23 protein-coding genes and 1 tRNA gene are annotated in these 25,685 nt (G+C 61.3%); 11 read left to right on the top strand and 13 right to left on the bottom strand.

Going from position 1 to position 25,685, the window contains the following annotated elements; genetic code table 11:
• Positions 1 to 261: 261 nt before the first annotated feature.
• The 5 genes from QM672_RS12525 to QM672_RS12505 form a co-directional block, all read right to left on the bottom strand.
• Complete coding sequence (locus tag QM672_RS12525; RefSeq protein ID WP_311934720.1) at positions 262 to 1,689, bottom strand: DHA2 family efflux MFS transporter permease subunit; 1,428 nt, start codon at positions 1,687 to 1,689, stop codon at positions 262 to 264.
• Complete coding sequence (locus tag QM672_RS12520) at positions 1,686 to 2,348, bottom strand: TetR/AcrR family transcriptional regulator (protein WP_311934721.1); 663 nt, start codon at positions 2,346 to 2,348, stop codon at positions 1,686 to 1,688. Before QM672_RS12520 ends, QM672_RS12525 begins: the two co-directional genes overlap by 4 nt.
• Positions 2,349 to 2,502: 154 nt before the next feature.
• Positions 2,503 to 3,315 (bottom strand): molybdate ABC transporter substrate-binding protein, encoded by an 813-nt coding sequence (gene modA / locus QM672_RS12515; protein WP_311934722.1) that lies wholly within the window; start codon positions 3,313 to 3,315, stop codon positions 2,503 to 2,505.
• Positions 3,316 to 3,556: 241 nt separating this feature from the next.
• Entirely contained in the window at positions 3,557 to 4,210 is a 654-nt protein-coding gene (gene msrA, locus QM672_RS12510) for a peptide-methionine (S)-S-oxide reductase MsrA (RefSeq protein ID WP_311934723.1), read from the bottom strand.
• 119 nt (positions 4,211 to 4,329) lie between these two features.
• Complete coding sequence (locus tag QM672_RS12505) at positions 4,330 to 4,650, bottom strand: hypothetical protein (protein WP_311934724.1); 321 nt, start codon at positions 4,648 to 4,650, stop codon at positions 4,330 to 4,332.
• Positions 4,651 to 4,910: 260 nt separating this feature from the next.
• Here QM672_RS12505 and QM672_RS12500 point away from each other — a divergent pair.
• Positions 4,911 to 5,000 (top strand) — tRNA-Ser (locus QM672_RS12500).
• A gap of 29 nt (positions 5,001 to 5,029) precedes the next feature.
• Here QM672_RS12500 and QM672_RS12495 read toward each other — a convergent pair.
• Positions 5,030 to 5,923, bottom strand: coding sequence for a LysR family transcriptional regulator (locus tag QM672_RS12495; protein WP_311934739.1), 894 nt, complete (start codon positions 5,921 to 5,923; stop codon positions 5,030 to 5,032).
• Positions 5,924 to 6,065: 142 nt separating this feature from the next.
• Between QM672_RS12495 and QM672_RS12490 the strand changes: the two genes are divergently transcribed.
• The 3 genes from QM672_RS12490 (at position 6,066) to QM672_RS12480 (ending at position 8,819) form a co-directional block, all read left to right on the top strand.
• Positions 6,066 to 7,013, top strand: coding sequence for an alpha/beta hydrolase (locus QM672_RS12490; RefSeq protein ID WP_311934740.1), 948 nt, complete (start codon positions 6,066 to 6,068; stop codon positions 7,011 to 7,013).
• Between the two features lie 54 nt (positions 7,014 to 7,067).
• A complete protein-coding gene (locus tag QM672_RS12485; RefSeq protein WP_415082919.1) occupies positions 7,068 to 8,030 on the top strand; it encodes an alpha/beta hydrolase in 963 nt (320 codons plus the stop codon).
• Between the two features lie 153 nt (positions 8,031 to 8,183).
• Positions 8,184 to 8,819, top strand: coding sequence for a class I SAM-dependent methyltransferase (locus tag QM672_RS12480; RefSeq protein WP_311934742.1), 636 nt, complete (start codon positions 8,184 to 8,186; stop codon positions 8,817 to 8,819).
• Positions 8,820 to 8,899: 80 nt separating this feature from the next.
• On the opposite strand, the gene QM672_RS12475 is transcribed toward QM672_RS12480, so the two are convergent.
• Positions 8,900 to 9,286 (bottom strand): YybH family protein, encoded by a 387-nt coding sequence (locus tag QM672_RS12475; protein ID WP_415082917.1) that lies wholly within the window; start codon positions 9,284 to 9,286, stop codon positions 8,900 to 8,902.
• A gap of 401 nt (positions 9,287 to 9,687) precedes the next feature.
• On the opposite strand from QM672_RS12475, the gene QM672_RS12470 reads away from it, so the two are divergent.
• The gene (locus QM672_RS12470; protein WP_415082915.1) at positions 9,688 to 11,094 is read left to right on the top strand and encodes a purine-cytosine permease family protein; all 1,407 of its coding nucleotides are present in this window, start codon (positions 9,688 to 9,690) and stop codon (positions 11,092 to 11,094) included.
• A gap of 247 nt (positions 11,095 to 11,341) precedes the next feature.
• Here the strand turns inward: QM672_RS12470 and QM672_RS12465 are convergent, their stop codons facing one another.
• Entirely contained in the window at positions 11,342 to 12,250 is a 909-nt protein-coding gene (locus tag QM672_RS12465; protein WP_415082913.1) for a LysR substrate-binding domain-containing protein, read from the bottom strand.
• Positions 12,251 to 12,413: 163 nt separating this feature from the next.
• Here QM672_RS12465 and QM672_RS12460 point away from each other — a divergent pair, with 163 nt between their 5' ends.
• Genes QM672_RS12460 through QM672_RS12450 form a run of 3 tightly spaced genes read left to right on the top strand, consistent with a single transcriptional unit; the run spans position 12,414 to position 14,643 of the window.
• Positions 12,414 to 13,064 carry a DsbA family protein gene (locus tag QM672_RS12460; protein WP_415082911.1) on the top strand — a complete coding sequence of 217 codons (651 nt, stop codon included), beginning with the start codon at positions 12,414 to 12,416 and terminating at the stop codon, positions 13,062 to 13,064.
• A gap of 26 nt (positions 13,065 to 13,090) precedes the next feature.
• Entirely contained in the window at positions 13,091 to 13,987 is an 897-nt protein-coding gene (locus QM672_RS12455; RefSeq protein ID WP_415082909.1) for an MBL fold metallo-hydrolase, read from the top strand.
• Between the two features lie 47 nt (positions 13,988 to 14,034).
• Positions 14,035 to 14,643: an NAD(P)-dependent oxidoreductase gene (locus QM672_RS12450; protein ID WP_415082907.1), complete on the top strand. Its 609-nt coding sequence runs from the start codon at positions 14,035 to 14,037 to the stop codon at positions 14,641 to 14,643.
• A 155-nt stretch (positions 14,644 to 14,798) separates the two neighbouring features.
• Here QM672_RS12450 and QM672_RS12445 read toward each other — a convergent pair whose 3' ends face one another.
• The 5 genes from QM672_RS12445 to QM672_RS12425 are packed head-to-tail and all read right to left on the bottom strand — an operon-like array spanning position 14,799 to position 19,846.
• Positions 14,799 to 15,893, bottom strand: a complete 1,095-nt coding sequence (locus QM672_RS12445; RefSeq protein ID WP_394314854.1) for a hypothetical protein — start codon at positions 15,891 to 15,893, stop codon at positions 14,799 to 14,801.
• Positions 15,894 to 15,896: 3 nt separating this feature from the next.
• Positions 15,897 to 16,682, bottom strand: coding sequence for an ABC transporter ATP-binding protein (locus QM672_RS12440; RefSeq protein ID WP_415082906.1), 786 nt, complete (start codon positions 16,680 to 16,682; stop codon positions 15,897 to 15,899).
• Entirely contained in the window at positions 16,679 to 17,935 is a 1,257-nt protein-coding gene (locus QM672_RS12435; protein ID WP_311934751.1) for a hypothetical protein, read from the bottom strand. Before QM672_RS12435 ends, QM672_RS12440 begins: the two co-directional genes overlap by 4 nt.
• 10 nt (positions 17,936 to 17,945) lie before the next feature.
• Positions 17,946 to 18,779, bottom strand: coding sequence for an ABC transporter permease (locus QM672_RS12430; RefSeq protein ID WP_415082904.1), 834 nt, complete (start codon positions 18,777 to 18,779; stop codon positions 17,946 to 17,948).
• Entirely contained in the window at positions 18,776 to 19,846 is a 1,071-nt protein-coding gene (locus QM672_RS12425) for a capsule biosynthesis protein (protein ID WP_311934753.1), read from the bottom strand. The genes QM672_RS12430 and QM672_RS12425 overlap by 4 nt, the downstream gene beginning before the upstream one ends.
• 706 nt (positions 19,847 to 20,552) lie before the next feature.
• On the opposite strand from QM672_RS12425, the gene QM672_RS12420 reads away from it, so the two are divergent.
• The 3 genes from QM672_RS12420 (at position 20,553) to QM672_RS12410 (ending at position 25,611) form a co-directional block, all read left to right on the top strand.
• Positions 20,553 to 21,473 carry a WcbI family polysaccharide biosynthesis putative acetyltransferase gene (locus QM672_RS12420; protein WP_415082901.1) on the top strand — a complete coding sequence of 307 codons (921 nt, stop codon included), beginning with the start codon at positions 20,553 to 20,555 and terminating at the stop codon, positions 21,471 to 21,473.
• A gap of 20 nt (positions 21,474 to 21,493) precedes the next feature.
• Positions 21,494 to 22,558: a GSCFA domain-containing protein gene (locus tag QM672_RS12415; RefSeq protein WP_311934755.1), complete on the top strand. Its 1,065-nt coding sequence runs from the start codon at positions 21,494 to 21,496 to the stop codon at positions 22,556 to 22,558.
• A 110-nt stretch (positions 22,559 to 22,668) separates the two neighbouring features.
• Positions 22,669 to 25,611 carry a hypothetical protein gene (locus QM672_RS12410; protein WP_415082899.1) on the top strand — a complete coding sequence of 981 codons (2,943 nt, stop codon included), beginning with the start codon at positions 22,669 to 22,671 and terminating at the stop codon, positions 25,609 to 25,611.
• Positions 25,612 to 25,685 lie beyond the last annotated feature (74 nt).

Genomic DNA, 25,685 nt, shown 5'->3' with positions numbered 1-25,685 from the left:
TCTGAGTGGAACTTCCCGGCGAGGCCCGCGGACGAGCCTCGCCGGGAAGCGCCGCAAATGTCGGCGCCTTGCCGCTCCCTCTCGGTCGGGCCGTGACTCGATCGAGAGGAATCGGCTTGGGGTTCGAACCCGATTTGGGGCGGTGATGACGACGGAAGTGTGGGCCAGTGTTAAGGGATGTTTCTGCCCGCTTTCGATTGGTGTCTGGAGGGGCCGGATCACCCCATCGTGATACCCCGTGATGGGGTCAGACCCGCCGTTTCACTCCGCTGCCGCAGGTGTCCGCGGCACCGGCGCAGGCGCGAGCAGCTCGCTGCCGACATTGCGCGGCAGGGTGAGGAAGATCAGGCCCGAGGTCATGGCGATCACGCCGATCATCAGGAACACGGGCGGGAAGACCGGCGCGGTGAGATGGCTGGCCCCGTTGAGATGCATCGAGGTCTCCAGCGCCAATGCCGCGATGGAAACGCCGACCGATCCCGCCAACTCCTGCAGCACCGAGGTCATCGAGGTGACCCGGCCCATCAGCTCGGGTGGAATGTCCGAGACGCCGGCAGTGTTGATCGAGGTGAATTGCAGCGAACGGGTGAAGCCGGCGGCAAGCAGGGTGAGCGAGATCAGCAGCACCGGCATGCCGGCATGGAACAAAGCGGGGGCGGCCACCAGGCAGGAAGACAGCACGGCGTTCCAGGTCAGCACCCGGCGGAAACCGAGCCGGCGCAGGATCGGCCCGGCCAGGGCCTTCATCGCCATGGCGCCGGCACCGGTGGCAAGCGTCAGCAGGCCCGACTGGAACGGGCTGAAATCGAAGCCGAGCTGGAAATAGAGCGCCAGCAGGAAGGGCGTGGCGCCGACGCCGATGCGGAACAGGAAGCCGCCGCCGATGGCGGCGCGGAAGGTCGGAAAGCGCAGCAGCCTCAGTTCGATCAGCGGGTTGGCGACCCGCCCGGCATGGTGGACATAAAGGCCGATCAGGGCGAGCCCCGCCACGGCCAGGCCGATATTGACGCTGGCCGGCACCACATCGAGGCCCGACAGCGTCGCCCCGCCCATCAGGGCCACCAGGCCCGGGGCCAGGATGAGGAAGCCGACGAGATCGAAGGGCCGGCGCTCGTCCTCGCGCACATTCGGCACGTAGAGGCTGGCGAGGACGATGCCGAGCACGGCGATGGGAATGTTGATCCAGAAGATCAGGCGCCAATGGAAATAAGTGGTGATGAAGCCCCCGAGCGGCGGCCCGCTGAGCGGGCCGAGCAGGGCCGGCAGGGTCAGCCACATCATGGCGTTGACGAGATCGTGCTTGGGCGTGGTCTTGAGGATGATCAGCCGGCCCACTGGCGTCATCATCGCCCCGCCCATGCCCTGCACGATGCGGGAGGCCACCAGCTCGGTGAGGTTGGAGGACAGGCCGCAGGCGATCGAGCCGAGGCCGAACACCACGATGGCGGCACGGAACACGGTGCGGGCCCCGAAGCGGTCGGCCATCCAGCCGGAGGTCGGGATGAAGATGGCGAGCGACAGCAGATAGGAGGTCAGGGTAAGCTTGAGATAGATCGGGCTGGTACCGAAATCGCGCGCGATCGTGGGTAGCGCCGTCGACAGCACCGTCGAGTCCAGGTTCTCCATGAACAGGCCGGTAGCGATGATCAGCGGCAGCAATCGGCCCTGCGATTTCAGCCCCTCGCTCACGAGGGCACTCTCCCCTTGCGGCCGCGCCTGCCAGGTTCGAGCCGGGTGACCCGTCCTTCCGGCACCGGCCGTCCCTGGGCAATGCCGTTGAGCGCCATGTCGACCACGTCGCGCGTCACCTCGATGTCGGAGAGGTAGTCGGCGCCCACGCCGATCCAGGCCATGCCGATCAGCAGCCGCGCCGCCATGTCGGCGTCATAGATCCGGGCCTCGCCGCGGCGCTGGGCCTCCTCGATCACGGTGATCAGGCGCTGGGCGATGGCGCCGCGGCGACGGCGAAAGATGCGCCGCTTGGAGTTCTCGCCCTCGTTGAGGTCGCGGATGGTGCTGAGATGGGTACGCACAGTGGGCACGATCTCCGCGACGAGATAGGTCAGGCGCTCGCGGAAATTGCCCTCGCGCAGCAGGGCCGTGTCGAGCCGAACCTCGAGATCGTCGAGCGTCTGGGCAAACACCGCTTCGAACAGGGCTTCCTTGCTGGTGAAATAGCGATAGACGGTGGCCTTGCCGATGCCGGCCTCGAAGGCGATGTCATCGACCGAAGCGGAGTCATAGCCCTGCCGCGCGAAAATGCGCCCGGCGGCGTCCAGCAGATTGTTGCGCCGAACGTCACGCCAGTGCTCTTCTCCGGAGGACTTGTCGTCCGTGCGCTGCTCCATGATGGCCCCGAATCAAAACCCGCTGGTTACGGATAAAACCAGCGAGTCTCATTTCTTGCCCGAATTCCGGCAAAATTGGGAGAGGGGGAAGCGGGAGATAGGACACAATCGAGTGAGGATTGTTGCCGGACGATGAAGCAGGTCCCTCCCGGCCCTACTCCTTCAGCAGCGTGAATCCGGCCTTGGCGAAGGGTTTCTGCCCATCCGCCGTCTTGAGATAGTCCAGAAAGCCCGCAGCATCGGCATTGTTGGACGACGCCGTCAGGCCGAAGGGATAGACGATCGGCTCATGCGAATCCTCGGGGAAGGTGGCGACGACCTTCACCTTCGGATCGGCGGCCGCATCGGTGGCGTAGACCACGCCGAACTTGGCCTCGCCGCGCGCGACCAGCGCAAGGGCAGCGCGGACATTGTCGGTCTGCGCGAATTTCGGCTCGACGGCCTTGAGGATGCCGAGTTTTTCGAAAGCGGCCCGGGCATATTTGCCGGCCGGCACCGTCTTCACTTCGCCCACCGCGATCCTGCCCTCGCCGATGGCGCCGGCGAGATCGACCCCGGGCTTGAGTTCGACCGTCGTAGCGGCATCGGCCGGCGCGATCAGCACCAGGGCGTTGCCGAGCAGCTTCACCACGCTGCCTTCCTTGATCAGCTTCTTGTCGACGCCGTATTTCATCCAGTCGAGGTCGGCGGAGGCGAAGACTTCGGCCGGCGCGCCCTGCTCGATCTGCTTCATCAGCGCCGAGGAAGCGGCATAGGAGATCACCACCTTCTTGCCCGAGCTTGCGGTCCAGGCCTTGGCTGCTTCGTCGAGCGATCCCTTGAGGCTGGCGGCGGCGAAGACCGTGACGTCACCGCCCCCGGCCTGCGCGGCCTTGGCGGCGGAAGCGTCCTCGGCCCGCGCCATGGCGGGCGCGAAAACGAGACTGACGGAAAGAGCCAGAAAAGCCCGGCGGGCAAAGCGAAGCATGGTGAGATCCCCTAAAGCGTTTTGCGATTTGGTGGAGTCACCAAGAATCGCAAAGACGCGTCGAACCAAAGAGTTAGAGCAAACAAGCGTTCATGCTTGAACGCGCTTTGCTCTAGCAGCCATGATGGTTATATATCAAGGGATATAGCGACGAGGGAGAGAGCGCAAGGCGGGCCGGCAGGCGCGAATGTCGCGCCTGCCGCGTGTTGGACGCAAGTGGCGGGCAGATTGCCCGCCCCCTTCAAGCCGCGACGCCCACGCCGATCGGACAGGAGACGCCGGTACCGCCCAGGCCGCAATAGCCTGCCGGGTTCTTGGCGAGATATTGCTGGTGATAGGCTTCCGCATAATAGAAGGGCGGTGCCTCCAGGATCTCGGTGGTGACGGCGCCATAACCCTTGGCCGCCAGCGCCTCGTTGTAGCGCGCCTTGGCCGCCTCGGCCGCCTGGCGCTGCGCCTGGCTGGTGACATAGATGCCCGAGCGATATTGCGTGCCGATATCGTTGCCCTGGCGCATGCCCTGGGTGGGATCATGCGCCTCGAAGAACACCTTCAGCAGTTGGTCGTAGGAGATAGTCTTGGGGTCGAACACCACCTTCACCACCTCATTGTGCCCGGTGAGGCCGGAACAGACCTCCTCATAGGTGGCATTGGGGGTGAGGCCGCCGGCATAGCCCACCGCCGTGACCAGCACGCCCGGAGTCTGCCAGAATTTGCGCTCGGCGCCCCAGAAGCAGCCGAGGCCGAAATAGGCCGTCTCGCTGCCCTCGGCATAGGGCCCCTTCAGGGCCGCGCCGTTGACGAAATGGGTATCCGCCGTCTCGATGGCCTCGCCGCGCCCCGGCAGGGCTTCGTCGGCGGAGGGAAACGCCGTCTTCTTGCGAAAGCCGAACATGGTTCTTCCTTCCTGTTCTTATGGTCAAGTTCTATGGCTACCTGGCCAATATGGGGGTGCGAACCGCCCTTGTCAGGGGCCCTTTCATCACGGATGCGTCAGCCCGGCGACACTGCCCCTCACAGATGCGAGACATAGCCGATCCGGCTCGCGGGCGGACGTCCCAGCCAGAAGAACAGGGCCGAGGCCAGCGCCAGAACCAGGGCGAAGGGCAGGCCGAGCAGGGGCGAAACCAGATTGTTCCACAAGAAGACCGAGAGCGAGGCCTCCACCCAGGCGCGCATGCGGTCGAAGCTGGCCGGGCCGAGCCAGAGCCAGACCGCACGCACCGGCAGGAAGACGAGATGATTGTCGGCGATCGAACGCGTACCGTCGACCACCGCAGCCACGAAGGCGGCGGCGGCCAGGAACAGGCCGAGCGAACGAGCCAGGAAACGCATCACGCACTCCAACACTGCACGCGCCTGCCGAGGAGGGCAGGACTCGCAGCAGTCTAGCGCAGGGCCTCCCCCGCGCGTAGGAAATTCGGGCTCGAAGGTGAACGGTCTTTCCAGATGCGAGCGGGAGGTCTGCATCCGGCCCAAACCAAGCCTGTGTCGGCGCACAGGGCCTGCGGACCGAATGAAAGCGCTTTCCCTTTCAAAAAACTGCAATCCCCCGTTTACAAACTGCGCCGACATCGCCATAAGCACCGCTCGACGGAAGGGTGGCCGAGTGGTTGAAGGCGCACGCCTGGAAAGTGTGTATACGGGAAACCGTATCGCGGGTTCGAATCCCGCCCCTTCCGCCACTTGACCCGAGTTTTCCAGGACTTGGTCTTCATTCCCGAAAGCGCAGAGTCTCTACGAACAGAGTGAACGCAGCAGATGCGTGCCGTCTGTGCGGATAGTAGAGATGGTAGCCCGGCAGGTCGGGGGTGAATTTGCCCAACACCCGCACCAGGCGACCGGAATCCAGGTGAGGCTGAACCTGATCCAGCGGCAGATAGGCAAGGCCATGGCCATCCAGCGCAGCGTCGAGGATCAGGTCTATGGTGTTGAGGACGAGCGGCCCGTCGATCCGCACCCGCGTTTCCCGTCCGCCACGCATCAGCCGCCAGCCGTTCAGCGTGCCGGAGGTCGGCAGGCGCAGATTGATGGCGCGATGGTCGATCAGTTGTCCCGGTGACGCCGGAGCCGGATGCAGGCGAAAATAGCCGGGGGCGCCGACGATCGCCATCGGAGTATCCGGGCCGATACGCGTGGCGATCATGTCCTTGGCAATGTCTCCTCCCAGCCTGACACCCGCGTCGAAGCGGTCGGCGACGACATCCGCCAAGCCGTAGTCGATGGTGATCTCGACCGTGATGTCCGGATTGTCGGGAAGCAACCGCTTCATGGCCGGAACGATGATCGTCTTGGCCGCGTGCTCGACCGTGGTGATGCGGATCGTACCGGAAGGCCGGTCGCGCAGATCGCGGAGCGAGGTCACCGCGGCATCGAGATCATGCAGCATGGGTCCGAGGGTGGCGATCAGGCGCTCACCGGCCTCGGTAGGCGCCACGCTGCGCGTCGTGCGCGACAGCAGCCGCATTCCCAGCCGTTCCTCGATCCGCCGAACGATCTGGCTCAGCGCGGATTGCGCCATGCCGAGACGCTGCGCCGCCTTGGTGAAGCTGCGCTCCTCGGCAACGACGACAAAGGCCGCCAGGTCGGCGATCTCATCCCGTCGCATTCATCACCTCGATGATAGGCCCAATAAGAATTATCCGTCTAATCCACACAATCTTTCTGGCCTAGATTCACGGCATCGGCAAGGCGCGCTTCTGAAGACCCGCGCGCCGGACCACAAAAGCTTCAATGGAAGGAGAGTGGAGATGGGCAAGATCAGCTTCGCCAATTCGAACAACAAGACGATCGCCATGGCGGCAGTGATCGATTTTCCCGAAGGTTTCGACGAAAAGAAGCGCTATCCGGCCATCGTGGTCTCGCATCCAGGCGGCGGCGTGAAGGAACAGACCGCCGGCACCTATGCCAGGAAACTCGCCGCGCGGGGTTTCGTCGCCATCGCCTACGATGCCTCCTATCAAGGCGAAAGCGGCGGCGAACCCCGCCAGCTCGAAAACCCCTATATCCGCACCGAGGACGTCAGCGCCGTCATCGACTATCTGACCACTCTGCCTTACGTCGACAAGGAGCGGATCGGTGCCATGGGCATCTGCGCCGGCGCCGGCTACACGGCCAATGCCGCGATCCAGGACCGCCGCATCAAGGCGATTGGCACGGTCAGCGCTGTCAACATCGGCTCGATGTTCCGCAATGGCTGGGAAAACAACGTCAAGTCGATCGATGCGCTGCCCTATGTCGAGGCCGGCTCGAACGCGCGCACGGCGGATGCTGGCAGCGGCACGATCGCCACCATGCCGCTCGCTCCGCTGAAGGAAGCGGACGCACCGAACGAAGAACTGCGCCAAGCCTGGGAATATTATCATACCCCCCGTGCGCAGTGCTCGACGGCACCCGGCGTAGCGACACTGCGCAGCCTGAACCAGATCATCACCTACGACGCCTATCACATGGCGGACGTCTATCTCACCCAACCAATCCAGATCGTGGCCGGCAACCTGGCAGGCAGCAAATGGATGAGCGACGACCTCTACGACCGCGCAGCCAGCACCGACAAGCAGTTCCACCTCGTCGAGGGCGCCAACCATATGGACCTCTACGACGGTGAGAGATTCGTCGACGAGGCCGTGTCCGTGCTCGCGCCTTTCTTCCAGGCGAAACTTTCAGGCGACACCGCCGCGAGACAGGCCGCCGAGTAACAAGGAAGTACAGACATCGGGCGCACAGCCCGCCCGATCCGACAGGAGAGACCCATGGAAACCGTGCGCATTCGCAATCCCGGCATGTATTGGGACATCGCGGCAAATCTGCACTTCCCACCCAATTTCGATGCCAGCAAGCACTATCCGGCGGTGGTTTCAAACCACCCCATCGGTAGTTGCAAGGAACAGACCTCCGGCAACATCTATGGCGCAGCGCTAGCGAAGGCTGGTTTCGTGGTCATCGTCCCCGATGCCAGCTTCCAGGGCGGCAGCGGCGGTGAACCGCGCTGGATCGAAGATCCCGAACAGCGCGTGAAGGACTATCGCGACGTCATCGATTATCTCCAATCCCTGCCCTATGTCGACGCCGACCGGATCGGCATTCTCGGCATCTGCGGCGGTGGCGGCTATTCGATCAAGACCGCGATCATCGACAAACGGATCAAGGCACTGGTCAGCATCACCGGCGTGAACTTCGGGCGGCTGATGCGCGAAGGCTTCAGCAATTTCGATCCGGTCGGTGCACTCGAAGCGATGGCTGCGCAGCGCAGCGCCGAGATTGCGGGTGCAAGCCAGCGGATCGACATCTTCCTGCCCGCCAGTGTGGAACAGGGGAAGGCCGCCGGCATCACGGACATCGACGTGCTGGAGGCGACCGACTACTATCGCAACCGTTGCCCAGCCGAAGGATCGGGCACGAGGATGCTGTTCTCACACGCCGCCCCCGCGATGGCGTGGGATGCTTTCGCCTTCGCCGAAACGCTGTTGACTCAGCCAATGATGGTGGTGGTCGGCGACAAGCCCGGCGGGTTCGGCGCCTATCGCGACGGCATGGAAATCTATGGCCGCGCCGCCTCCAAGAACAAGCAAATGGTCGTGGTCGAAGGCTGGTCGCATTATGACCTCTATGACCATCCGGTGCCGACCGGGGTTGCGTTGGAGCGCGTCGTTCCCTTCCTCGTACAGCATCTCGGCGAAGCCGCGGTCTCCCGCGTGACGAAACCCGCCGCGTGAGGCCATAGGGCACAATCCCCGCAAGGCAGGTTATGCCCGCGCTTTCGTTTTCCGCCCTTCGCCTTCTTGCCGCCATCGAACGGCGCCATGAAAACCGGCCATCCGCACCATGGCGTTTCTCCGGCAAGGATCTCGGGCGAGGAGCTTTCCATCATGAGCCTGGCCAGCGACGCGCGTTTCTGGGACCGGAGTTCGCGTAAATACGCCAGGAGCGCGGTTGCCGATCAGGCCGGCTATGAGCGCACGCTGGAGCGGACCCGGGCCCTGCTGGAACCGGGCGACAGGGTGCTGGAACTGGGGTGCGGCACGGGCACGACGGCCCTTCGGCTCGCGGGGGGCGTTCAGGCCTATCTCGCGACCGATATCTCCACCGGCATGATCGCCATCGCCGAAGAGAAACACGCCGCCGCCTCCATCCCGGCCCTGGCTTTTCGCGTCGCGACCGCCGAGGCGCTCATGCCCGATGCCGGCGCGTTCAACGCGGTTCTCGGTTTCAACTATCTGCATCTGGTTCGCGACCTTCCCGGCACACTGGGCTGCATCCATGCCCTGCTGGCGGCAAAGGGCCTGTTCATCGCCAAGACGCCCTGTGTCGGTGAGATGAATCCGCTCATCCGGCTTGCCTTGCCCCTCATGCGTGTGGTCGGCCAGGCACCTTATGCCGGCGTGTTTCGGGCTTCGGAACTCAGCCGGTGGATATCCGCTGCCGGCTTCGAGATCCTTGCCATCGAGAACCATGCAGGCAAGGGGGACGACAACCGCCCCTATATCGTGGCGCGCAAGGCCTAGAGCAAAGCGCTATGGGCGCAAAGCGAGGCTGCTCCCATCCGATTTCGGCCAGACAGCCATTTCAGCCCCGCCGAGGCGCCTCAGCCCGATAACGTGGCCAGGAGATTGGCGTCGCGCGCCAGGCGCCACCGGCCATCGGCCTCCCTGCGCAGCAGCGTGAGCGTATAGCCTGATCGGCGGATGGCGCTGCCGCCGGGCGGCGTCGCCGTGATGTTGATATGGTTGCGGATAAAGGCCCAGTCGCCCAGCAGCTTCAATTCGGCAATCTCGCTGCTGCCTTCCATCTTCACCCCGTCGAGCCCCTTGAATGCCGCCACGAAGGCTTCCTTGCCGAAGGGTTCCCGGCCCGGGACCATGAAGACGACATCGTCCGTCATCAGGTCGAGGATCGCGGCGAGATCGCCTCGCCTGCTTGCCTGCATCCAGCCCTCGACCACGCTCCGAATGGCTTTCTCGTCATCGCTCATGCGGAATTCCTCGGCGTTTTGGTGCGGCACGGGATTGCAACATTCTGCCCCGGCAGAACAACGCTCGGAGCCAGGATGTTCCCATGTCTGCGCCAGGGCACGACGGGCATCATCCTTCTTCCGACTATGGTCTGCCGCTGCACGGCCATCACCCTGATCGGGATGGAGGAAAGAGGCATGCTCAGGCCCGTCCGTCACGCGATGTCGGTCGAACAGGGGCACCTTTGTTACGGCCCCCCGCCTTGCGCACGAGAACCATCGCCGACGGGACCCGCGCCCCGCAACGCGCGGTTTCTGCCGCAGAATCCCCCTTGACTCTGCTCTTTCCCGCGCGCATTGAAATAACTTGTATATACATATTCTATCATAGTGTTTGCACATCAGCTCTTGGGAGGGGCGGCATGGCGGCAGAGACGGGTGCGATCGAAAAACGGACGATCGACCGGATTCCGGAGGGCGAGCGGCATGGCTCTCCCTTCAACCAGTTCACCTTGTGGTTCGGCGCGAATCTGCAGATCACCGCGGTGGTCGACGGCGCGCTCTCGATCGTGTTCGGTGCCGAAGCGCTCACGGCCATCATCGGCCTGGCTATCGGCAACCTCCTCGGTGGCGCGGTGATGGCCCTGCATTCGGCGCAGGGTCCGCGGCTCGGCCTGCCGCAGATGATCTCCTCCCGCGCCCAGTTCGGCGTGAAGGGCGCCACCCTGCCACTCCTCCTCACCGTGGTGATGTATCTGGGCTTTGCGGCCACCGGCACCGTGCTCTCCGGCCAGGCCATCAACCTGATGTTCGGCGTGGAGAACCCGGCCTTCGGCATGATCGCCTTCGGCGTCATCACCGTGATCGTGGCGGTGATCGGCTACAATCTCATCCATGTGATCGGCCGGATCGCCACCGTGGTCGGCATCCTCGGCTTTGCCTATCTCACCTTCAAGCTGTTCGGGCAGTACAATGTCGCCGATGCCTTCGGCCAGAAGCCCTTCACCATGGCGACCTTCCTGCTCGCCATCGCGCTCGGCGCCGGTTGGCAGCTGACCTTCGCACCCTATGTCGCCGATTATTCGCGCTACCTGCCTTCCTCCACCCCGGCCTCGGTAACCTTCTGGTCGACGCTGCTCGGCTCGGCCGTGGGCGCCCAGATCGCCATGACCTTCGGCGCCGTGGTGGCGGCCCTCGGCGGCAAGTTCCTGGCCAATCAGGTCGGCTTTCTCGGCGAGCTCGCCGGCCCGGGCGTGGCCGTGCTGGTCTATGTCGTCATCGTCACCAACAAGCTGACGGTGAACTGCCTCAATGCCTATGGCGGCTCGATGACCCTGCTCACCACCGTGAGCGCCTATGCTGGCCAGCGCAGCGTGTCGCAGGCGGCCCGCATGGCCTATATCGTGCTGTTCGTGGCCGGCTCTGTGGCGATCGCCTTGTTCGCCAGCGCCCACTTCCTCTCGGCCTTCAAGAACTTCATGCTGCTGCTGCTGGCCGTGTTCGTGCCCTGGAGCGCGGTGAATCTCGTCGACTACTATTTGATCTCCAAGGAGAAGGTGGACGTTCCCGCCCTCTACGATGCCTCGGGCCGCTACGGCGCCTATAACTGGACGGCGCTGGGCTGCTACCTCTTCGGCGTGCTGATCCAGATCCCGTTCCTGAACCAGGCGCTCTATGAAGGGCCGATCGCCAAGATGCTCGACGATGCCGACATCTCCTGGATCGTCAGCCTGGTGGTGACCTCGGTGGTTTACTACGCCCTGGCCCGCGGCGGCGCCAACGTCCCCAACGAGATGATCCTGCCGGAAGAAAAATCTGCACGGGCGTGAGGGGTGCATTCCCCACGTCAATAAACTTGCGCCGTCCCTCACCCTTACCCTCTCCCCGTAAACGGGGCGAGGGACGCACAAGTGTCGCGAGTAATCATCAGATCTCTCATCTCGATCGACGGTTGGGCGAGATGAAGCTGTTTCAATACAGGCGCATCGCCAAAGCCCCCTCGCCCCGCTTCTTGCGGGGCGAGGGTAAGGGTGAGGGGCGGCACGAAACGATGCTGATTGCGGCCATTTCCGTCACCTACGGCTTGCTCCGTGCCCGCTCGAGGCCCTTGAGGATCTCCACGAACAAGCGCACCTTGGCCGGGCGGAAACGCGCGGCCGGGTAGACCACATGGATGCCGCCCGCGGGCAGTGTCCAGTCGGCCAGCAGGCGGACGAGCCGGCCGGTGGCGATGTCGCCGGCAACCAGGAAATCCGGAAACACCGACAGGCCCGCCCCCGCCAGCACCATGGCATAGGAAGTGGGCGTCTTGTCCGCGTCGACGACGGCGGTGACCTCCACCGTCTCCCGCTCCCATTCTCCGCGCGAGAAGAGCCAGCGCGTCGGCGTGCGCAAGGCATGGTTTGCCACGAAGGGCAGCCCTGCCAGGCCCTTCGGGTCGAGATCGGCGGGCAGGCGAGCAGCAAGCGCCGCCGAGCAGACCAGATGCTGCTGGAACGTGCCGAGCCTCTGGGCCTGGTTCGAGGAATCGGCCAGCCAGCCGACGCGCACGGCGACATCCACCTGCGCATCCACCAGATCCACCAGGGTATCGTCGAAGGCGACCGCCACCCGCATATGGGGAAAGCGCTCGCGAAAGGCGGCGATGGCGGGCGCGACCACCGCGCCGCCATAGTCGATCTGCGCCGCCAGGGTGAGAGTGCCGGTCGGCTCGGCTGCGTCCTTGGAAATCTCCCCGAACGCGGATTCGGCCTCGCGCAGGATCAGGGCGGCGCGGTCATAGAAGGCGCGTCCCGCCTCCGTCGCCTGCAGGCGGCGGGTGGTGCGCAGGATCAGGGTGACGCCGAGCTCCTCCTCGAGCTTGCCGACCTGGTGGCTGACCACCGCCTTGGCAACGCCGAGCCTCTCCCCCGCTGCCGTGAAGGAGCCGGTCTCGATCACCGCGGTGAAGAAGGCGAGCCGGTTGAGATTGAGAAGCTCGGACATCGTCTCCTGCACCTGAGCGCCTGTCTCCGGCCTTGCTGGCGGCGGACCAAGGGGATGCGGTGCGCATCACGCCCATTGTCTGATTCAATCAGACACTCTGTCAAATTGTTCGGTATTTTTCTGACGCAATTGGCAGCCCATGTTTCGTGGCGAGGAGATTTCGATGTCCACGCCGCTTTCTTCCGACCCGACCGTGACCTATCTGTTCGATCCGCTCTGCGGCTGGTGCTATGGCGCCTCGCCGATGCTGCAGCGCCTGCGCGCCGCGGGCGTCTCCATCAGCCCTGCACCGACCGGCCTGTTCACGAGGTCGGGCGCCCGGCCGATGGATGCGGGCTTTGCCGCCTATGCCTGGTCCAATGACCAGCGCATCGAGCGCCTCACCGGTCAGCCTTTTACCGAGGCCTACCGCAATCAGGTGCTGGATGCCGAAAACGGCCTGTTCGATTCGGGCCCGGCCACGCTGGCGCTATCAGCCGTGGCCCTGGCCGAACCGGAGCGCGAACTCGACGCCCTCGCGGCCATCCAAGCCGGGCGCTATGTCGAGGGCCTGGACACGACGTCCCTCGCCTGCCTCGTCGCCGTCCTGCGCGAGGCGGGCTTCCCGGCCGCCGCCGACCGCCTCGCCACGCCGGACGAAGCGCTGCTCGCCGCCAACCGCGCCCGCATCGCGCAAGGGCGAGCCCTGATGGCCAGCCTCGGCGCCCAGGGGGTGCCGGCCCTCGTCACCCGGCAGGACGGGCGGCAGCGGCTGATCGCCTCCAACGCCCTGTTCGGCAGTTTCGACAATCTCGTTTCCCATCTCAACGCCTGACCGACATCGACCGGAGAGACAGACCCGTGATCAGCAGACGCGACACAATCAAGCTTGCCGCCCTCTTCGGCGCCGGCGCCCTCTTCCCCCTCGCCCCGGCCGAAGCCGCCGGCGGCAAGCTCGCCTGGCGTGCCTTCCAGGCCGACGAGGCAGGCTTTTCGCGCATGCCTGTGCTGCTGACGGGCCGCAAGGAGGCCATCCTGCTCGATGGCGGCTTCACCCTCTCGGATGGCCGCAAACTGGCTGAGGCCATCAAGGCCAGCGGCAGGACGCTGACCACCATCTATGTGAGCTGCCCGGACCCCGATTATTATTTCTCGCTGCGTCCGGTGGTGGAGGCCTTCCCCGCCGCCAAGGTGATCGCCAAGCCGGTGACGGTCGCCTCGATCAAGGCCAGCGTCCAGGGCAAGCTCGAGGTCTGGGGCCCCAAGCTCGGCGACAACGGCCCGCGCAACCTGGCCGAGGTGGTGATCCCCACCCCATCCGACCTCACCGCGCTCGACCTCGAGGGCCATCGCATCGAGATCGTCGAAGTGCCCGACATGCATGACCGGCGCTATCTGTGGGTACCCGACCTCAAGGCCGTGTTCGGTGGCGTGCTGGTCAGTTCCGGCGGCCATGTCTGGCTGGCCGACAATGCCGACGCCGGCTCCCGGCAGGCCTGGGTCCGGGGCCTCGATGCCATCGCCGCCCGCAAGCCCAGGATCGTGGTGCCAGCCCATCACGCCGAAGGCGCTCCCGAGGGTCTCGCCGCGGTCAAATTCACCCGCGACTATATCGCCGCCTTCAACCGCGAGGCCGAGAAGGCCAAGGACAGCGCGGCGCTGATCGAGGCGATGAAGGCGCTCTATCCCAAGCTCGGCGGCCTCGACTCGCTCGATCTGAGCGCCAAGGTCGTCAAGGGCGAGATGAAATGGGGCTGACCGCCCCGCCTCGCACCAAGAATTCCCGCAACCGAAAGGAAAGCCAGATGAAAATCGCCCTGATCGGCGCCACCGGCAATGCCGGCTCGCGCATCCTCGCCGAACTCGTCAGCCGCGGCCATGAGGTCACCGCCATCGTCCGTCATCCCGAAAAGGTGCCTGCTAACCCGAAGGTCACGGCCCGCAAGGGCGACGTCCACGACAAGGTCGGCCTTGCCGCTTTGCTCGCGGGCCATGACGCGGTCATCTCGAGCGTGCACTTCACCGCCAGCGATCCCCATACCCTGATCGAGGCAGTGCGCGCTTCCGGCGTGAAGCGCTATCTCGTGGTCGGCGGCGCCGGCAGCCTGGAAGTCGCCCCCGGGGTCACCCTGGTGTCGACGCCCGAATTCCCGGCCATCTACAAGGAAGAGGCGACCAAGGGCGCCGAGTTCCTTGGCATCCTGCGGGCGGAGAAGGATCTCGACTGGACCTTCCTCTCCCCCTCGGCCCTGTTCGTGCCGGGCGAGCGTACCGGCAAGTTCCGCCTGGGCAGCGACCGGCTCCTGACCAACGACAAGGGCAGCAGCATCTCCTTCGAGGACTATGCCATCGCTTTGGCCGACGAAATCGAAAAGCCCGCCCACAGCCGGGCGCGCTTCACCGTCGGCTACTGACGGGCGGGGTCGCTAAGCGGCAGTGCCGGCAAGCTGCATGCCCAAAGGACGGCCGGCGGCGCACTCGATCACCACCATCGAAGGCGCCGCCGCTCCGTACATCATTGTGAAGCTGGTGGCGGAGCAATGGGGTCGGTGCCGAAATCGGGTGGTTGTCAATGCGGTGAGGGAGAACGAAGCCCGTCATCGCCTGGACCCGATGCAGCATCCGAAGAATCGGAAGCCGCCGGAACGAGCTGCACGGAATTGAGGATGAAGTAGCCTTCAATCGCCCCCTCCTTCAGATGAAAGCGCAACTCGATCGGCTTGAAGGGATCATCGACGACAAAGGAGAGCTCAAAGGAGAAAAGTCCCTGTGGCGGAAGCTTCATGATGCCGTGGTCAAGAAGTCCTTCAGAGAAGATATCGACCACGATCCGGTTCTGGGACTGACATTCGCCGACCTCTATCTCCACCTCAGCAGTCCACTTGCCGGCCGGAAGATGCAAATAGGGGCCATGAATGAGTATTCGTGCCGGACCCGCAAGGTCGATCCGTGCCGAGAGCGTCTGAAAATTCGGAGCCTCCAAAAACAGTTCCCTGGGCCAGGAAATTTTTGGAAGGCTTTCGCTATTGATCAACGCATCATAGGCATTGGATAATTTTCCGAGTAACTCCTCATTCTGAGTTTGAATTGCATTCCCGGTTTCAGCTTCTACAATTTTTGGAAATTGGCTTTTTACGTAGTCTTCGAGTTTTGGATTTGCACAGCTTGGAACAGACAGGCGAGTGAGGATGTTCTGGAACTGCTCTGTTGAGCAATTTAGTCCATAGTGATTCACCAGCGCCTCAACGAACGCAAAGAGTGACTGGCTGTATCTCTGGCTGGACAGGAATAAAATATTAGGACTTCTTGTGCTTAAGCAGATCATGCATATAGCCCGACTGGCCAATCTTATCGCACTTATGAAATCTGCCTGCCGGTCCGCCATAATATATCGAACCAAAACAGCAAAAGCGTCCGTGGAAATTACAATCGGGGTATGAGGGCGCGTGAATAGGCTCACCACATGCGATGATGGCAGGTCAGAAAAGAAAGTTACATTTTCCTTCCGTGCTTCATCCAGCTGGTCCCAGCGGTTTTTGAGATCCTGAATGGAAACCGCATAGATATGCGCATGACCGGGAGTAATTTCGCTGGAAATGCTTTCGATAATACGCTCGACGGCGTAAGAAAGCGCGGAAGGCGTTCCAAATGATATAACAATCATATCTTACAGCGTCTCGTATATTTTCAACGCCTCTTCGACATCCGAGAATAATCGGCCACGACCATTCTTGAGAACCAAAGCCTTGTCACAGAACTCCCTGATAATATTGACATCATGGCTTACGAGGATCATCGCGCAATCACGCCGGGTATGAAAAAGCGCATCATGGCATTTGCGGTGAAAGCGCTGGTCTCCGACTGAAAGAACCTCATCGATGAGGAAACACTCGAAATTGATCGCCAATGTCAGCGCAAATGCCAATCGCATGCGCATACCCGAGGAATAATTCCTCACCGGAATCTCGATCTGGCGCCCCAGCTCGGCAAAATCGTCCACAAAGGACATGACATCGCGAAAAGGGCGGTTGTAGAGGCGCGCGATGAAACGCACATTGTCGATCCCGGTCATCAAACCTTCCACGCCCCCAGAGAAGGCGAGAGGCCAGGACATGAACATGTTTCGGACGATGTCGCCGGACGTCATCGGCTCCACACCGCTGATCAATTTGACCAATGTCGACTTGCCGGAACCGTTTCGCCCCAGGACCGCAACCTTCTCGCCGGGAAGAACATCGAAGGAGATACCGTCAAGCACCCTCCTTCTTCCGATGGGCGTGTGATATTCCTTCACCAGGCTCTGGACATGGATGCCGCGTCTCGAAGCGATCGACGCAGCAGGGCGATCGCTTTCGGGCCGAGGCGCGAACTCCGCCTTGCTGGAGACCGGCAATCGGCCGGTCGGGACGATGGATCGACCGGCTATTTTTACGGAGCGGGGCAGCAAGGTCATACGGCATGCTCCTCGATCATCTTCCTCAACGACCGCAATGACACGAAAATCGCCCCAAAGACCAGGAAGCATGCGCCCAGCAACAGGAATCGCTGAGGAAACGCAGCCTGATCCGGTGCATTCGGCTCGACGATACGCTGGAGATAGAGGTGTTGTTTCTGCGCGTCCTGCCGGGCCCTGTCGCGATTCGCTTCCGCGCTGGCCAACGCACGCGCTGCAATGTCCCGTTCCAGAGTGAACTGCTCGAACTTCGCCATCTTGGCAGCAATGGATGTCGTACCGCCGGCCATGAGCTGCTTCTGATTGTCGATCTCACCCGTCAGGGCCCGGATACTCTCCCTCAATTTCGACACCGCCGGACTGTTCGGCGTGAGCGCGAGCTGCAGACTGAGATTGATCTGGGCCTTGGACAGTTCGGTCGACAGGCTGGTGATGGTCTTCATCGCCGCCGATGTCTCGGTCTCCGGATCGACGATACCGTTGCTGTTGCGATAATCGGCAAGGCGGGTTTCGGCGGCCTGAAGCTTCGAGCCGGCCTGCAGAACCATACTGTCGGCATAGGAAAGCTCATTCTCCTGAGCCCGACGGTTGAGAACATTGACAAGCCCTTCTGCATTGGTCAGCAGGGCTTGGGCAATGGCCTGCGCATCCTCCCGCCTGAAAGCCGTCACCTTCACCGTCGAGATGCCCGTCACGGGGTCGACCTCGGCGCTGACCATGCGCTTGAAATAGGCGAAGAGCTCTTCATTGTTATCGCGCTCCCAAAATCGCGGGTAGCGATTGAAGATGTCGGCCTCGTTCCTGGCAATGATGGTTTTGAGATCGTTTTGCTGAACCAGCTTGGCGAGCAGGTCGCGGGAAGTGACGTAATCGCCGACGATATAGGCTTCATCGCCGGCACGGGCCAGGCCCTGGCTGGCGAGCAAAGCCGCCGCCGTGTCGCCCGTACCCGTCGTAACCGACCGAACGATGAAACGAGCTTCGGATACATACTGATCCGAAGCCACGAAAAACAGGTAGATGAAGCCGGCCAGCATCGGCAGCACGAATGACAACAGGAAAAGCAACGGCGGCGACGAACCCGTCTTGGTGCCGGCTTCCTCGTACGGAATGATCTCTCTGTCGGTGTCCGAAACCTGCCCATCCTGTACAAGCGAACGCCCGGCAGCGGAGGCAACCGGTCGTACCGGACGCAGGACGATCTCCTGCAGAGGCGGCGGCAAGGATGTCGTGTTTTCCTGATCGTCTTTCACGACATCACTCCTAAGCACTCTCGACCCTGCGCTCGGCATAGCGCACGAGCGGAAGCGCGATCACGGTCAGGGCCAGGCTCCAGGCCACGATGTACCCTGCATCCCACTCGGTCGGAACGTCCGGCGGAAACAGGCCGGCCCGGAACATTTCAACGCCATTGACCATTGGCGACCACAACATGATTTCACGAGCACGCGGCGGCAGCCAATCGACCAGGAAAAAGGCGCCCGTCAGCGGCATGGTCAGATACATTGCCGGGCCAACAATCTGGTGGACCGTTTCACTGAATTCAGAAACCGCGGCGATGATCAGCGCAAAGGAGAAGGAAAACCAGGAGCACAGCAGCCAGCCGACCACCAGAAGCAGCGGATCGTTGATACCGGGACACAGCCCCACCAACCACAGCGGCAAGAGAGCGATCAGGAAGGCAGCAAAGATGCTGATGACCTCCAGGAGGCCACGCGCCAGGAGGATGTCGAAATATTTGACATAGATATGATAGACAAGCGGCGAACCATTGGTCATGACGCGCATCGATTTGAAGACGAGGTGCCGCCACAGCGTCAGGAACGAATATCCCGTCAGCGCGAATGGAATGACGCCGACCTCCTCCCCGCCATGGCTCTGTCCTGTAAACGTCCAGAGAACCATGACGCCCAGGGTGAGCAGCAACGGCTCGCCGATGATCCAGAAGAAACCGAGATTCTCGTGGCCATATCGCGCCATCACCTCGCGGATCATCAAGGCACCGATGACACGCAGCTGAATGGCCAGTCCGTGCAGGAAGCCCTTCGCGCGAGCCTCCTTGCGGATGGGGGGCAGTTGAGGGACGCTATGGGTCATTCCGACACATGCTCCTTCGAGCCCGTGACCAACAGCCACCCAACGGCGGTCAGCGCGAAGGAAAACACCAGGAAGGTTGCGATCATGCGCAGCCGGCGCGGCTCGGTGGATTTATCGGGAAGATTGGGCTCGGTGATTTCCTCGATATAGATCTGCTGGCGACGAGCCTCCTGACGGGCCGACCCCAAGGACGAAATTGCCGCCGCAAGGCGTTTTTCGGCCATGGTGCGTTCGAGGATCAGCCGATCATAGGTGGCGAGCTTTGATGCCAGGGCAGCGGCCGAACCGGCCAATTTCGCGCGCTCGGCCTCGATCCCCGCGCTATAGGCCGCGCTTTGGGTCTCCAGTGCGGAAGCAGCCGGGTTCGCCGGCGCATTCTTGGACGATTGCGCAATCTGAGCCCTGGTATTTGCCAGGGCTGTAGACAAAGTCGTGATCGTTTGAAGCACGGATTGGGCATTCGCGCCTGGGTCGATCAGGTACTCCGCATTTCTGAAATCTGCGAGAGCCTGCTGGGCGTTCTTGAGAATAGTTTCCGCACCGTCGACATCACGCTCGGCCGAGCCAATCGCGTCACCATGTGCGCGCTCGTTCATCTCGTTGACCTTGGCCTCGCCGAGCTTCAGCAGTACCTCGGCGATCGCCTTGGCTTGCGCCGGTTCGAAGGCCTGGACACGCAAAACCGAAATCCCCTTGGAGGGTTGCTGCGTGACACTCACACGATCGAGATAGTAATCATATAGATCTTCGAAGCTTTCTCCCGCCCAGAATCGAGGAAACCTCGAGATTATATCCGCTCCCGCGGGAGAAAAATAGCTACGCAATGGCACCTGTTTCTCCAGGGCCCGAACAGCATCTCTGGACAGTAAATAATTTTGAACGACGTTGGTGTCATCTTGAGTTCTCGCCAGCCCAAACGTTCGAAAGAACATTTCCAATCCCGACGTCCGACTGCTCGAAATACCTCTGACGACGAAACTAGCCTCGGAAACATAGCGATCGGTGGCAACGAAACCATAGTAAATCAACGCCACGAGCGTCGGTATGCCAACCCCGATGAGAAACATCGTGCGGGGGCGCAATAGCTCCCTAAGGCTACGCTTGGCGCCTCCCTTCCTGCGAAATCCCTGAGAGCTACCGAGCTTCGGCTGAAGAAGGTTTACCGGCAAACCGCCCTACCTGTCCGCGTGTTGGCTGAACGCGCCATAACCTGCCAATGTGACCAAATTTACGCTCGGGCCCTACAGGCCCGCTCGACCTGGATCACCTCGGTCACCAAATGGCGATATCGCTGAAGAGTTTCGTCTGTCACCGAGTGTCTCGTCAATGCCGAAGCGGCATATCAATCATGACCAAGCACCCTCGATCGCACTTGTCAAACACCATAATGCGATTCGAGTCGTTACAGGCTCATGAAATTCCACAACGCCTAATACTAAAGACTTATTGACACATATATACATATATAGCCCTGCAAAAAAGCCACATTTCTGATCGCCTAGAGTCTCGCTATCAACCCAATTGTCGCATATCCGATTCAATGTCTGCCTATATGAAAGTATCTATGTACGAACATAAGGGAAGGCTCCGCTCGGGCCGCGCACCACTCGTCCCCCGCACCGAACGCGCGGCACAATCGGTTCATCCGATCATCTCATGACGATCGCGAGGCCGGCGCCCAGTCCGTTTCATGTCCTGGCACGAAAGTGGGGAAGAAGTTTTCGTGCACGCAAGCACCAAGGCCCAACAGGAATTATGAGATCAGAGGTAAATATGCCGCGAATTGCCGTCGTAGGAAATTGTCAGGCTCTCGGCGTGGCAGAAATACTAAAATACCTCCTCCCCAATTCTTTTATCAAGCAATCAATTTCGTGGGAAATTCAAAACTGGATTAGTTCTTACGAGGATTTTGTTCGAGACCTCGCAACTTTCGATCACGTATTCGTTCAAGACGTTGCATTTGGAAATTTCCCCGGCGCCAACCTCGAACGGCTTCGTCAAGATCTCCCAAACGTCGTCGAATTTCCCATCGTCGTATTTCCCGCTTTCCATCCCGATTTGGTTTATGTTTCGAATAAAAAGAGAGAAAATTCTAATTTTATATTATCTCCAATTGGACCATACAATTCGGCCATAGCATTGTATGCATACAAGAGGGATTATACTGTTATCGAAACTCTCAACCTCTTCAAAGAGAACGTCTATAAGAGACTTGGATATTTTGATTTTTGGGATTCCTCTACAGACGCGCTATTGGCCAATGGCAAACGCCTCGGATTCGACCTGACCGAAAACCTCGCACGCTGGAGCCGCGAGGGATGCTTCATGCATTCCATCAACCACGCGAAATTGATCGTTCTGGCTGACATAGCCCAGCTTCTCCTCGAGAAAGTCGGCATCCGAGCTCGCCAAAACAATTGGAAAGACTATGTCGTCGATCCGGCTCAGATGGATGCGATATGGCCTGTATATACGGAAGTAGCCTCAAAATTCGCCTTTAATGGCTCATACATTTTCAAAAAACCGAACTACGCCTTGAAAGAAAATACTCAATTCTTCACTTTGGATACTTTTGTATCGAAGAGTTTTGAATCCTATAAGCACTTTCCAAAAACCGACCTGCTTTGCGAGCGCGTCGACCAGTGGCTGGCAGACGAGAGTCTCGCTGCCTTCCTCGACAAAGCAGCAATGTGAGAGCCTTGAAGGAGGGTAAAATGCCGGAGAATCCTTATCGCGGTCTCCCATCGCATCACTTCTGGCGGCAGTCGGTGGCCGCAATTCCCCCGTTTGCGATCGATCCGCTCGTACGTTTTCCGTTCGAACTCGCGCAAGACCACAAAGTGGCGGCCGCCGGCTCATGCTTTGCGCAGCATATATCCCAGGCCTTGCAGCGACACGGCTTCAACTACTTCATGACGGAGCCACCCCCGGCCGGCATGTCCAGGGAGGCGGTCCAGGCTGACAATTATGGCGTTTACTCCGCACGCTACGGGAATATCTACACCGCGCGGCAATTGCGGCAGCTGATCGAGCGGGCTTTCGGTGAATTCTCACCGGATCTGCCTGAATGGCGCGACCGGCGCGGGCATTTCGTCGATCCTTTCCGTCCCCAGATCCAGCCGTCGGGCTTCGCCTCGACGGACGCCATGCGCTCCGCGCGCGAGGCGCATCTGGGCCAGGTTCGCCGGCTCGTCGAGGAGTTGGATGTTCTCGTGTTCACGCTCGGCCTGACTGAAGGGTGGGTCCATATCGCCGATGGCGCCGTGATCCCGCTCGCACCGGGAGTCGCAGGCGGCACCTTCGACGAGTCTGTCTATAAATTCGTCAACTTCTCCACCGCGGAGATCGTTCAGGATCTGTGCGCCTCGATCGACCTCATTCGAAAGGTCAACCCAAACGCTCGCTTTATCTTCACCGTATCCCCCGTGCCGCTGATCGCGACCTACCGCGATCAGCACGTATTGGTCTCGAATACATACAGTAAAGCCTCGCTGCGTGTAGCAGCAGAAGAAATTTCTCTCGCCAGGCCTGGGGTTGCCTATTTTCCTTCCTACGAAATTATCACCAGCCCCGCGACATCGCGAAATTACTATCTCGACGACTTGCGTTCCGTCTCATTATTGGGCGTTGATCACGTCATGCGCGTCTTCTTTGCTCACTGTGTCGCCGGCAGCAAAAAGACCGCAGCTTCTCCGCCTGCCCTCCCCTCCGAGTTACGGGAGGAAATCAGGAACGTTGGACAAATAGTCTGCGACGAGGAAGCTATAGTTAAATTATAAAAATACGATCTTCTTCTATCGAATTCCGCAATAATTGTGATCTGCATATAGACTGATCACAATATGCCTCAAAAGAATGAGCAAAACTTGAGTTTCGAGAGAGCTGCACTATGAACGGTCTCCAGAGGATGTTCGGCTTCAGATCTTCAAAACGCTGGGTCTCGGAGGGGCGAGACGCCAGCCGCCGGCGCGACTGGACGGCGGCAGCGTCCGCCTATCGCGAGGCCCTGTCGATCAACCCCAAATTATGGAAGATCTGGGTCCAGTATGGCCATGCCATGAAGGAAAGCGGCCACCTCAAGGAAGCGGAGGATGCCTATCGACGCTCGCTCCAACTCTCGCCCGGCATTTCCGACACGCATCTGCAGCTCGGCCATGTCCTCAAGCTGAAGAAAGATGCCACGGCGGCAAGCTCGGCCTATCTGCAGGCCGCGGTCCTGGATCCAGACAATCTGCATGCCTTTACGGAACTGGGTGCACTGGGCTGGACCAAGGAAGAGGTCATCGAGATCGTCGACCCGCAGGGGCGTCAACGCACCAAGGCCAGCATTCCCGCAGGTCGGTCGGAGATCACCAGGATCGCGACGGCGGGCTCACCATCCTTCGACGCCCAGGCCTATGTCGGCCGTTTTGCCGACGTCCGTACGCTGCTGGATCTGGGCCTGATCAGTTCTGCTGAACAGCACTATCTGCATTACGGCTATCGCGGCGGCCGGGACATCCTGGCGACCTTCGCCGACAAGCCACCGACGCGCGTCTTCGTTCTTTGCCCCAGTTTCTTCAAACGATGCGGAATCGGCGAACATGCCCGCTATCTCGCCGACAGCATCGAAACTTTCGGCCTGGAAACGCACCGGGTCCGCACGACAGCAGTGCTCGAGACCTATCCGCCGGAGCAACTCCGCGACGCCGTGGTCATTGTCAATCACGGCCCGGGCCTGTTCGATGGCTACAATCCCGAGCTTTCGGAGGGCGAAGCGACCACGGACCTGATCACCAAGCTCCTGGCGCTTCACCGCGCTCATGGCCTGAGGCCCGTGGTCTTCATGCATTCCTTGCTGGATCGCGACAACGTCATCATGTTTCCGCGCCAGCAATTCTGGCTCGAGAGCCCGATTCCGGTCGTCACCACGATCGAGGCGGCCGGGAACGTCTTCAACATCTTGCGGGTGGAGCACGGCATGCAGCCCGCTCCGACGCCGGTGCGCAGCGAGAAGGCGCTGAATCGACGGGACCGGCCTGTCATCGGCTTCTTCGGTTTCTTCCAATGGGGTGGCAAGAATTTCGATGCGCTTCTGGATGTCGTCCAACGGCTGAAGGGCAAGCTCGTCGGCTCGGTCGCCACAGGCAGCGAATATGATGTCGAGAAGTTGCGGGGCCTCATTGCCGACCGAAACATCCAATGCAACCTCGGCACCGGCTGGGTCGAAGATTCCGAACTCATGCAGCGCCTCGCCGAGGCGGATTACTATTACCTGCCCCAGCATGACTACGACCATTGGAACAACAGCGGTACAGCGCGCCTGGTGATGAACTTCCATCAGCCGGTCATCCTGCCGCCCCACAATCCCTTCCTGGACCTGCGCGAATTCGCCATCTTCGCCGACGAACACGACCTGCCCGGCCTCATGGCCTGGATGCGCGACGAAAAGGTCTATCAGAGCGCTTGCGCCCGGGCCGCCCGCTATGCTGCCGAACATCCGATGACGGTCGAGATGCCAAAGCTGGCTATGTCGCTGCACGAGGTCGCGTCGGAAACCGGCGCCCGCAACTTCATCGACGAGAGCGCATTCAGTACCTGGTCCCTGCTCGCGATCCCGTTTGAGCAGTTCCTGGCAAGGGTTCGCCGCAGACTGCCAGAAAACGCCCTGTATTATCTGGAGAAGACACAATCGGATAGCGCCGACCGGGCTGCGCAGATCAAGACATTGAAGCTGGACAATCCCGGAAAATTCGAAACCACCTACTCGGCCCCTCTCGGCATCCAATATTGGAAAGATCACTACGAGATCGACAGCTTTTTCTTTCCCCGCATGACGGAATGCTTCGTGAATGCCTATCGCTGCTTCTTGAAGCGAGAACCGAGCATGACCGACAGGGACAAGATGATCCGCATCCTCGGAGTGGATCTCCGCGACGAAACGGCCATTGCCTGGCCCGCCAAGGTCGTGGCCATGCTGGCACTTCTCCACGACGAGGCACCCGCGCTCGAATTCGCGGCCCAAGCGCAAATATACGATCAGGGAGAGCTGTTGACGAAGACCGAGCTGGCATCGACCGCCTTGATCGAGACGCTGGAGCAGCGCTGGGTCAAGCGGCTCAAGCTGTGCCAGGATACTGCAACGGTGGGGCAGCCCGCATTCGGAACCGCTCAGGATCGGAACATCGTGCAATTGCTGCTGCTCCCGGGCCCGTGGCTGGAGGCGGCTCTGCATGCGAGCGCCCGAGCTGCTGGCCTCGATCTCAATTTCGATGGCATTGGAGCCCGGATCGGCCCCCTGTCCCGCTACCAGGGCATCATCCAAATCCTGGAGAGAGCGAATGTCCGCCTGACGGAGATCGGCCTGTTCGATCGCCCTATCGTGTCCGCCATCAACCACGCGCGCGCGCAATACAGCCTTGCCGACTTCTGGCCCCTCGAAGGCGATGCCTTTGTATTCCATGTCGTGCGCTGCCTGCTGAAACGCGACCCACTCACCCAGGAAATGTTCGGCCTCGGGGAGCTGCTTTCCAAACAAGGCAAGCTCGCGGTGATCCGCCAGGTGGCCGGCCGGCCCTTCGTCGCCACGAGCGTGGTGGATATCGCCGACGATCAAGCGGCCGCCGAGCTCGACACATTACTGCCCAATCTGGAATTGCTGGTTTCGCAATTCAGGGCCGTCTATGCGGGCGGATGGGATCTGCGGAATGCCTATCTGGAAGCGCGCCGCAATTTTGACCGCGTCTGGCTCAGGATGAAGAAGCAGAAGGATGTCTGGTGGGCCCAGGCCAACGGCGACGTCTCCCGTATCCTGCCGGCCAAGCATGCGGCCGGCGCCAAGCAGGGATCCTGAGCCGGTGTGGCGGCGACATCGCACCGAAGGCCTGCCCGCGAAGGCAGGTGAAAAACGCTCTCGGTCCCCGGTCT

Origin of the sequence: Labrys sp. (in: a-proteobacteria) (genome assembly GCF_047605565.1) — a bacterium.
Lineage (GTDB): Bacteria > Pseudomonadota > Alphaproteobacteria > Rhizobiales > Labraceae > Labrys > Labrys neptuniae.
This window is presented reverse-complemented; position numbering and strand designations above follow the sequence as displayed.

Excerpts from the sequence above, each read along its gene's own strand:
- QM672_RS12460 (WP_415082911.1), top strand. The coding sequence starts at position 12,414 with ATGTCCACGCCGCTTTCTTCCGACCCGACCGTGACCTATCTGTTCGAT.
- QM672_RS12465 (WP_415082913.1), bottom strand. The coding sequence starts at position 12,250 with ATGTCCGAGCTTCTCAATCTCAACCGGCTCGCCTTCTTCACCGCGGTG.
- QM672_RS12520 (WP_311934721.1), bottom strand. The coding sequence starts at position 2,348 with ATGGAGCAGCGCACGGACGACAAGTCCTCCGGAGAAGAGCACTGGCGT.
- QM672_RS12415 (WP_311934755.1), top strand. The coding sequence starts at position 21,494 with ATGCCGGAGAATCCTTATCGCGGTCTCCCATCGCATCACTTCTGGCGG.
- QM672_RS12470 (WP_415082915.1), top strand. The coding sequence starts at position 9,688 with ATGGCGGCAGAGACGGGTGCGATCGAAAAACGGACGATCGACCGGATT.
- QM672_RS12410 (WP_415082899.1), top strand. The coding sequence starts at position 22,669 with ATGAACGGTCTCCAGAGGATGTTCGGCTTCAGATCTTCAAAACGCTGG.
- QM672_RS12495 (WP_311934739.1), bottom strand. The coding sequence starts at position 5,923 with ATGCGACGGGATGAGATCGCCGACCTGGCGGCCTTTGTCGTCGTTGCC.
- QM672_RS12450 (WP_415082907.1), top strand. The coding sequence starts at position 14,035 with ATGAAAATCGCCCTGATCGGCGCCACCGGCAATGCCGGCTCGCGCATC.
- QM672_RS12480 (WP_311934742.1), top strand. The coding sequence starts at position 8,184 with ATGAGCCTGGCCAGCGACGCGCGTTTCTGGGACCGGAGTTCGCGTAAA.
- modA (WP_311934722.1), bottom strand. The coding sequence starts at position 3,315 with ATGCTTCGCTTTGCCCGCCGGGCTTTTCTGGCTCTTTCCGTCAGTCTC.
- QM672_RS12430 (WP_415082904.1), bottom strand. The coding sequence starts at position 18,779 with ATGACCCATAGCGTCCCTCAACTGCCCCCCATCCGCAAGGAGGCTCGC.
- QM672_RS12475 (WP_415082917.1), bottom strand. The coding sequence starts at position 9,286 with ATGAGCGATGACGAGAAAGCCATTCGGAGCGTGGTCGAGGGCTGGATG.
- QM672_RS12425 (WP_311934753.1), bottom strand. The coding sequence starts at position 19,846 with ATGTTTCTCATCGGGGTTGGCATACCGACGCTCGTGGCGTTGATTTAC.
- QM672_RS12420 (WP_415082901.1), top strand. The coding sequence starts at position 20,553 with ATGCCGCGAATTGCCGTCGTAGGAAATTGTCAGGCTCTCGGCGTGGCA.
- QM672_RS12490 (WP_311934740.1), top strand. The coding sequence starts at position 6,066 with ATGGGCAAGATCAGCTTCGCCAATTCGAACAACAAGACGATCGCCATG.
- QM672_RS12440 (WP_415082906.1), bottom strand. The coding sequence starts at position 16,682 with ATGACCTTGCTGCCCCGCTCCGTAAAAATAGCCGGTCGATCCATCGTC.
- QM672_RS12505 (WP_311934724.1), bottom strand. The coding sequence starts at position 4,650 with ATGCGTTTCCTGGCTCGTTCGCTCGGCCTGTTCCTGGCCGCCGCCGCC.
- QM672_RS12445 (WP_394314854.1), bottom strand. The coding sequence starts at position 15,893 with ATGATTGTTATATCATTTGGAACGCCTTCCGCGCTTTCTTACGCCGTC.
- msrA (WP_311934723.1), bottom strand. The coding sequence starts at position 4,210 with ATGTTCGGCTTTCGCAAGAAGACGGCGTTTCCCTCCGCCGACGAAGCC.
- QM672_RS12485 (WP_415082919.1), top strand. The coding sequence starts at position 7,068 with ATGGAAACCGTGCGCATTCGCAATCCCGGCATGTATTGGGACATCGCG.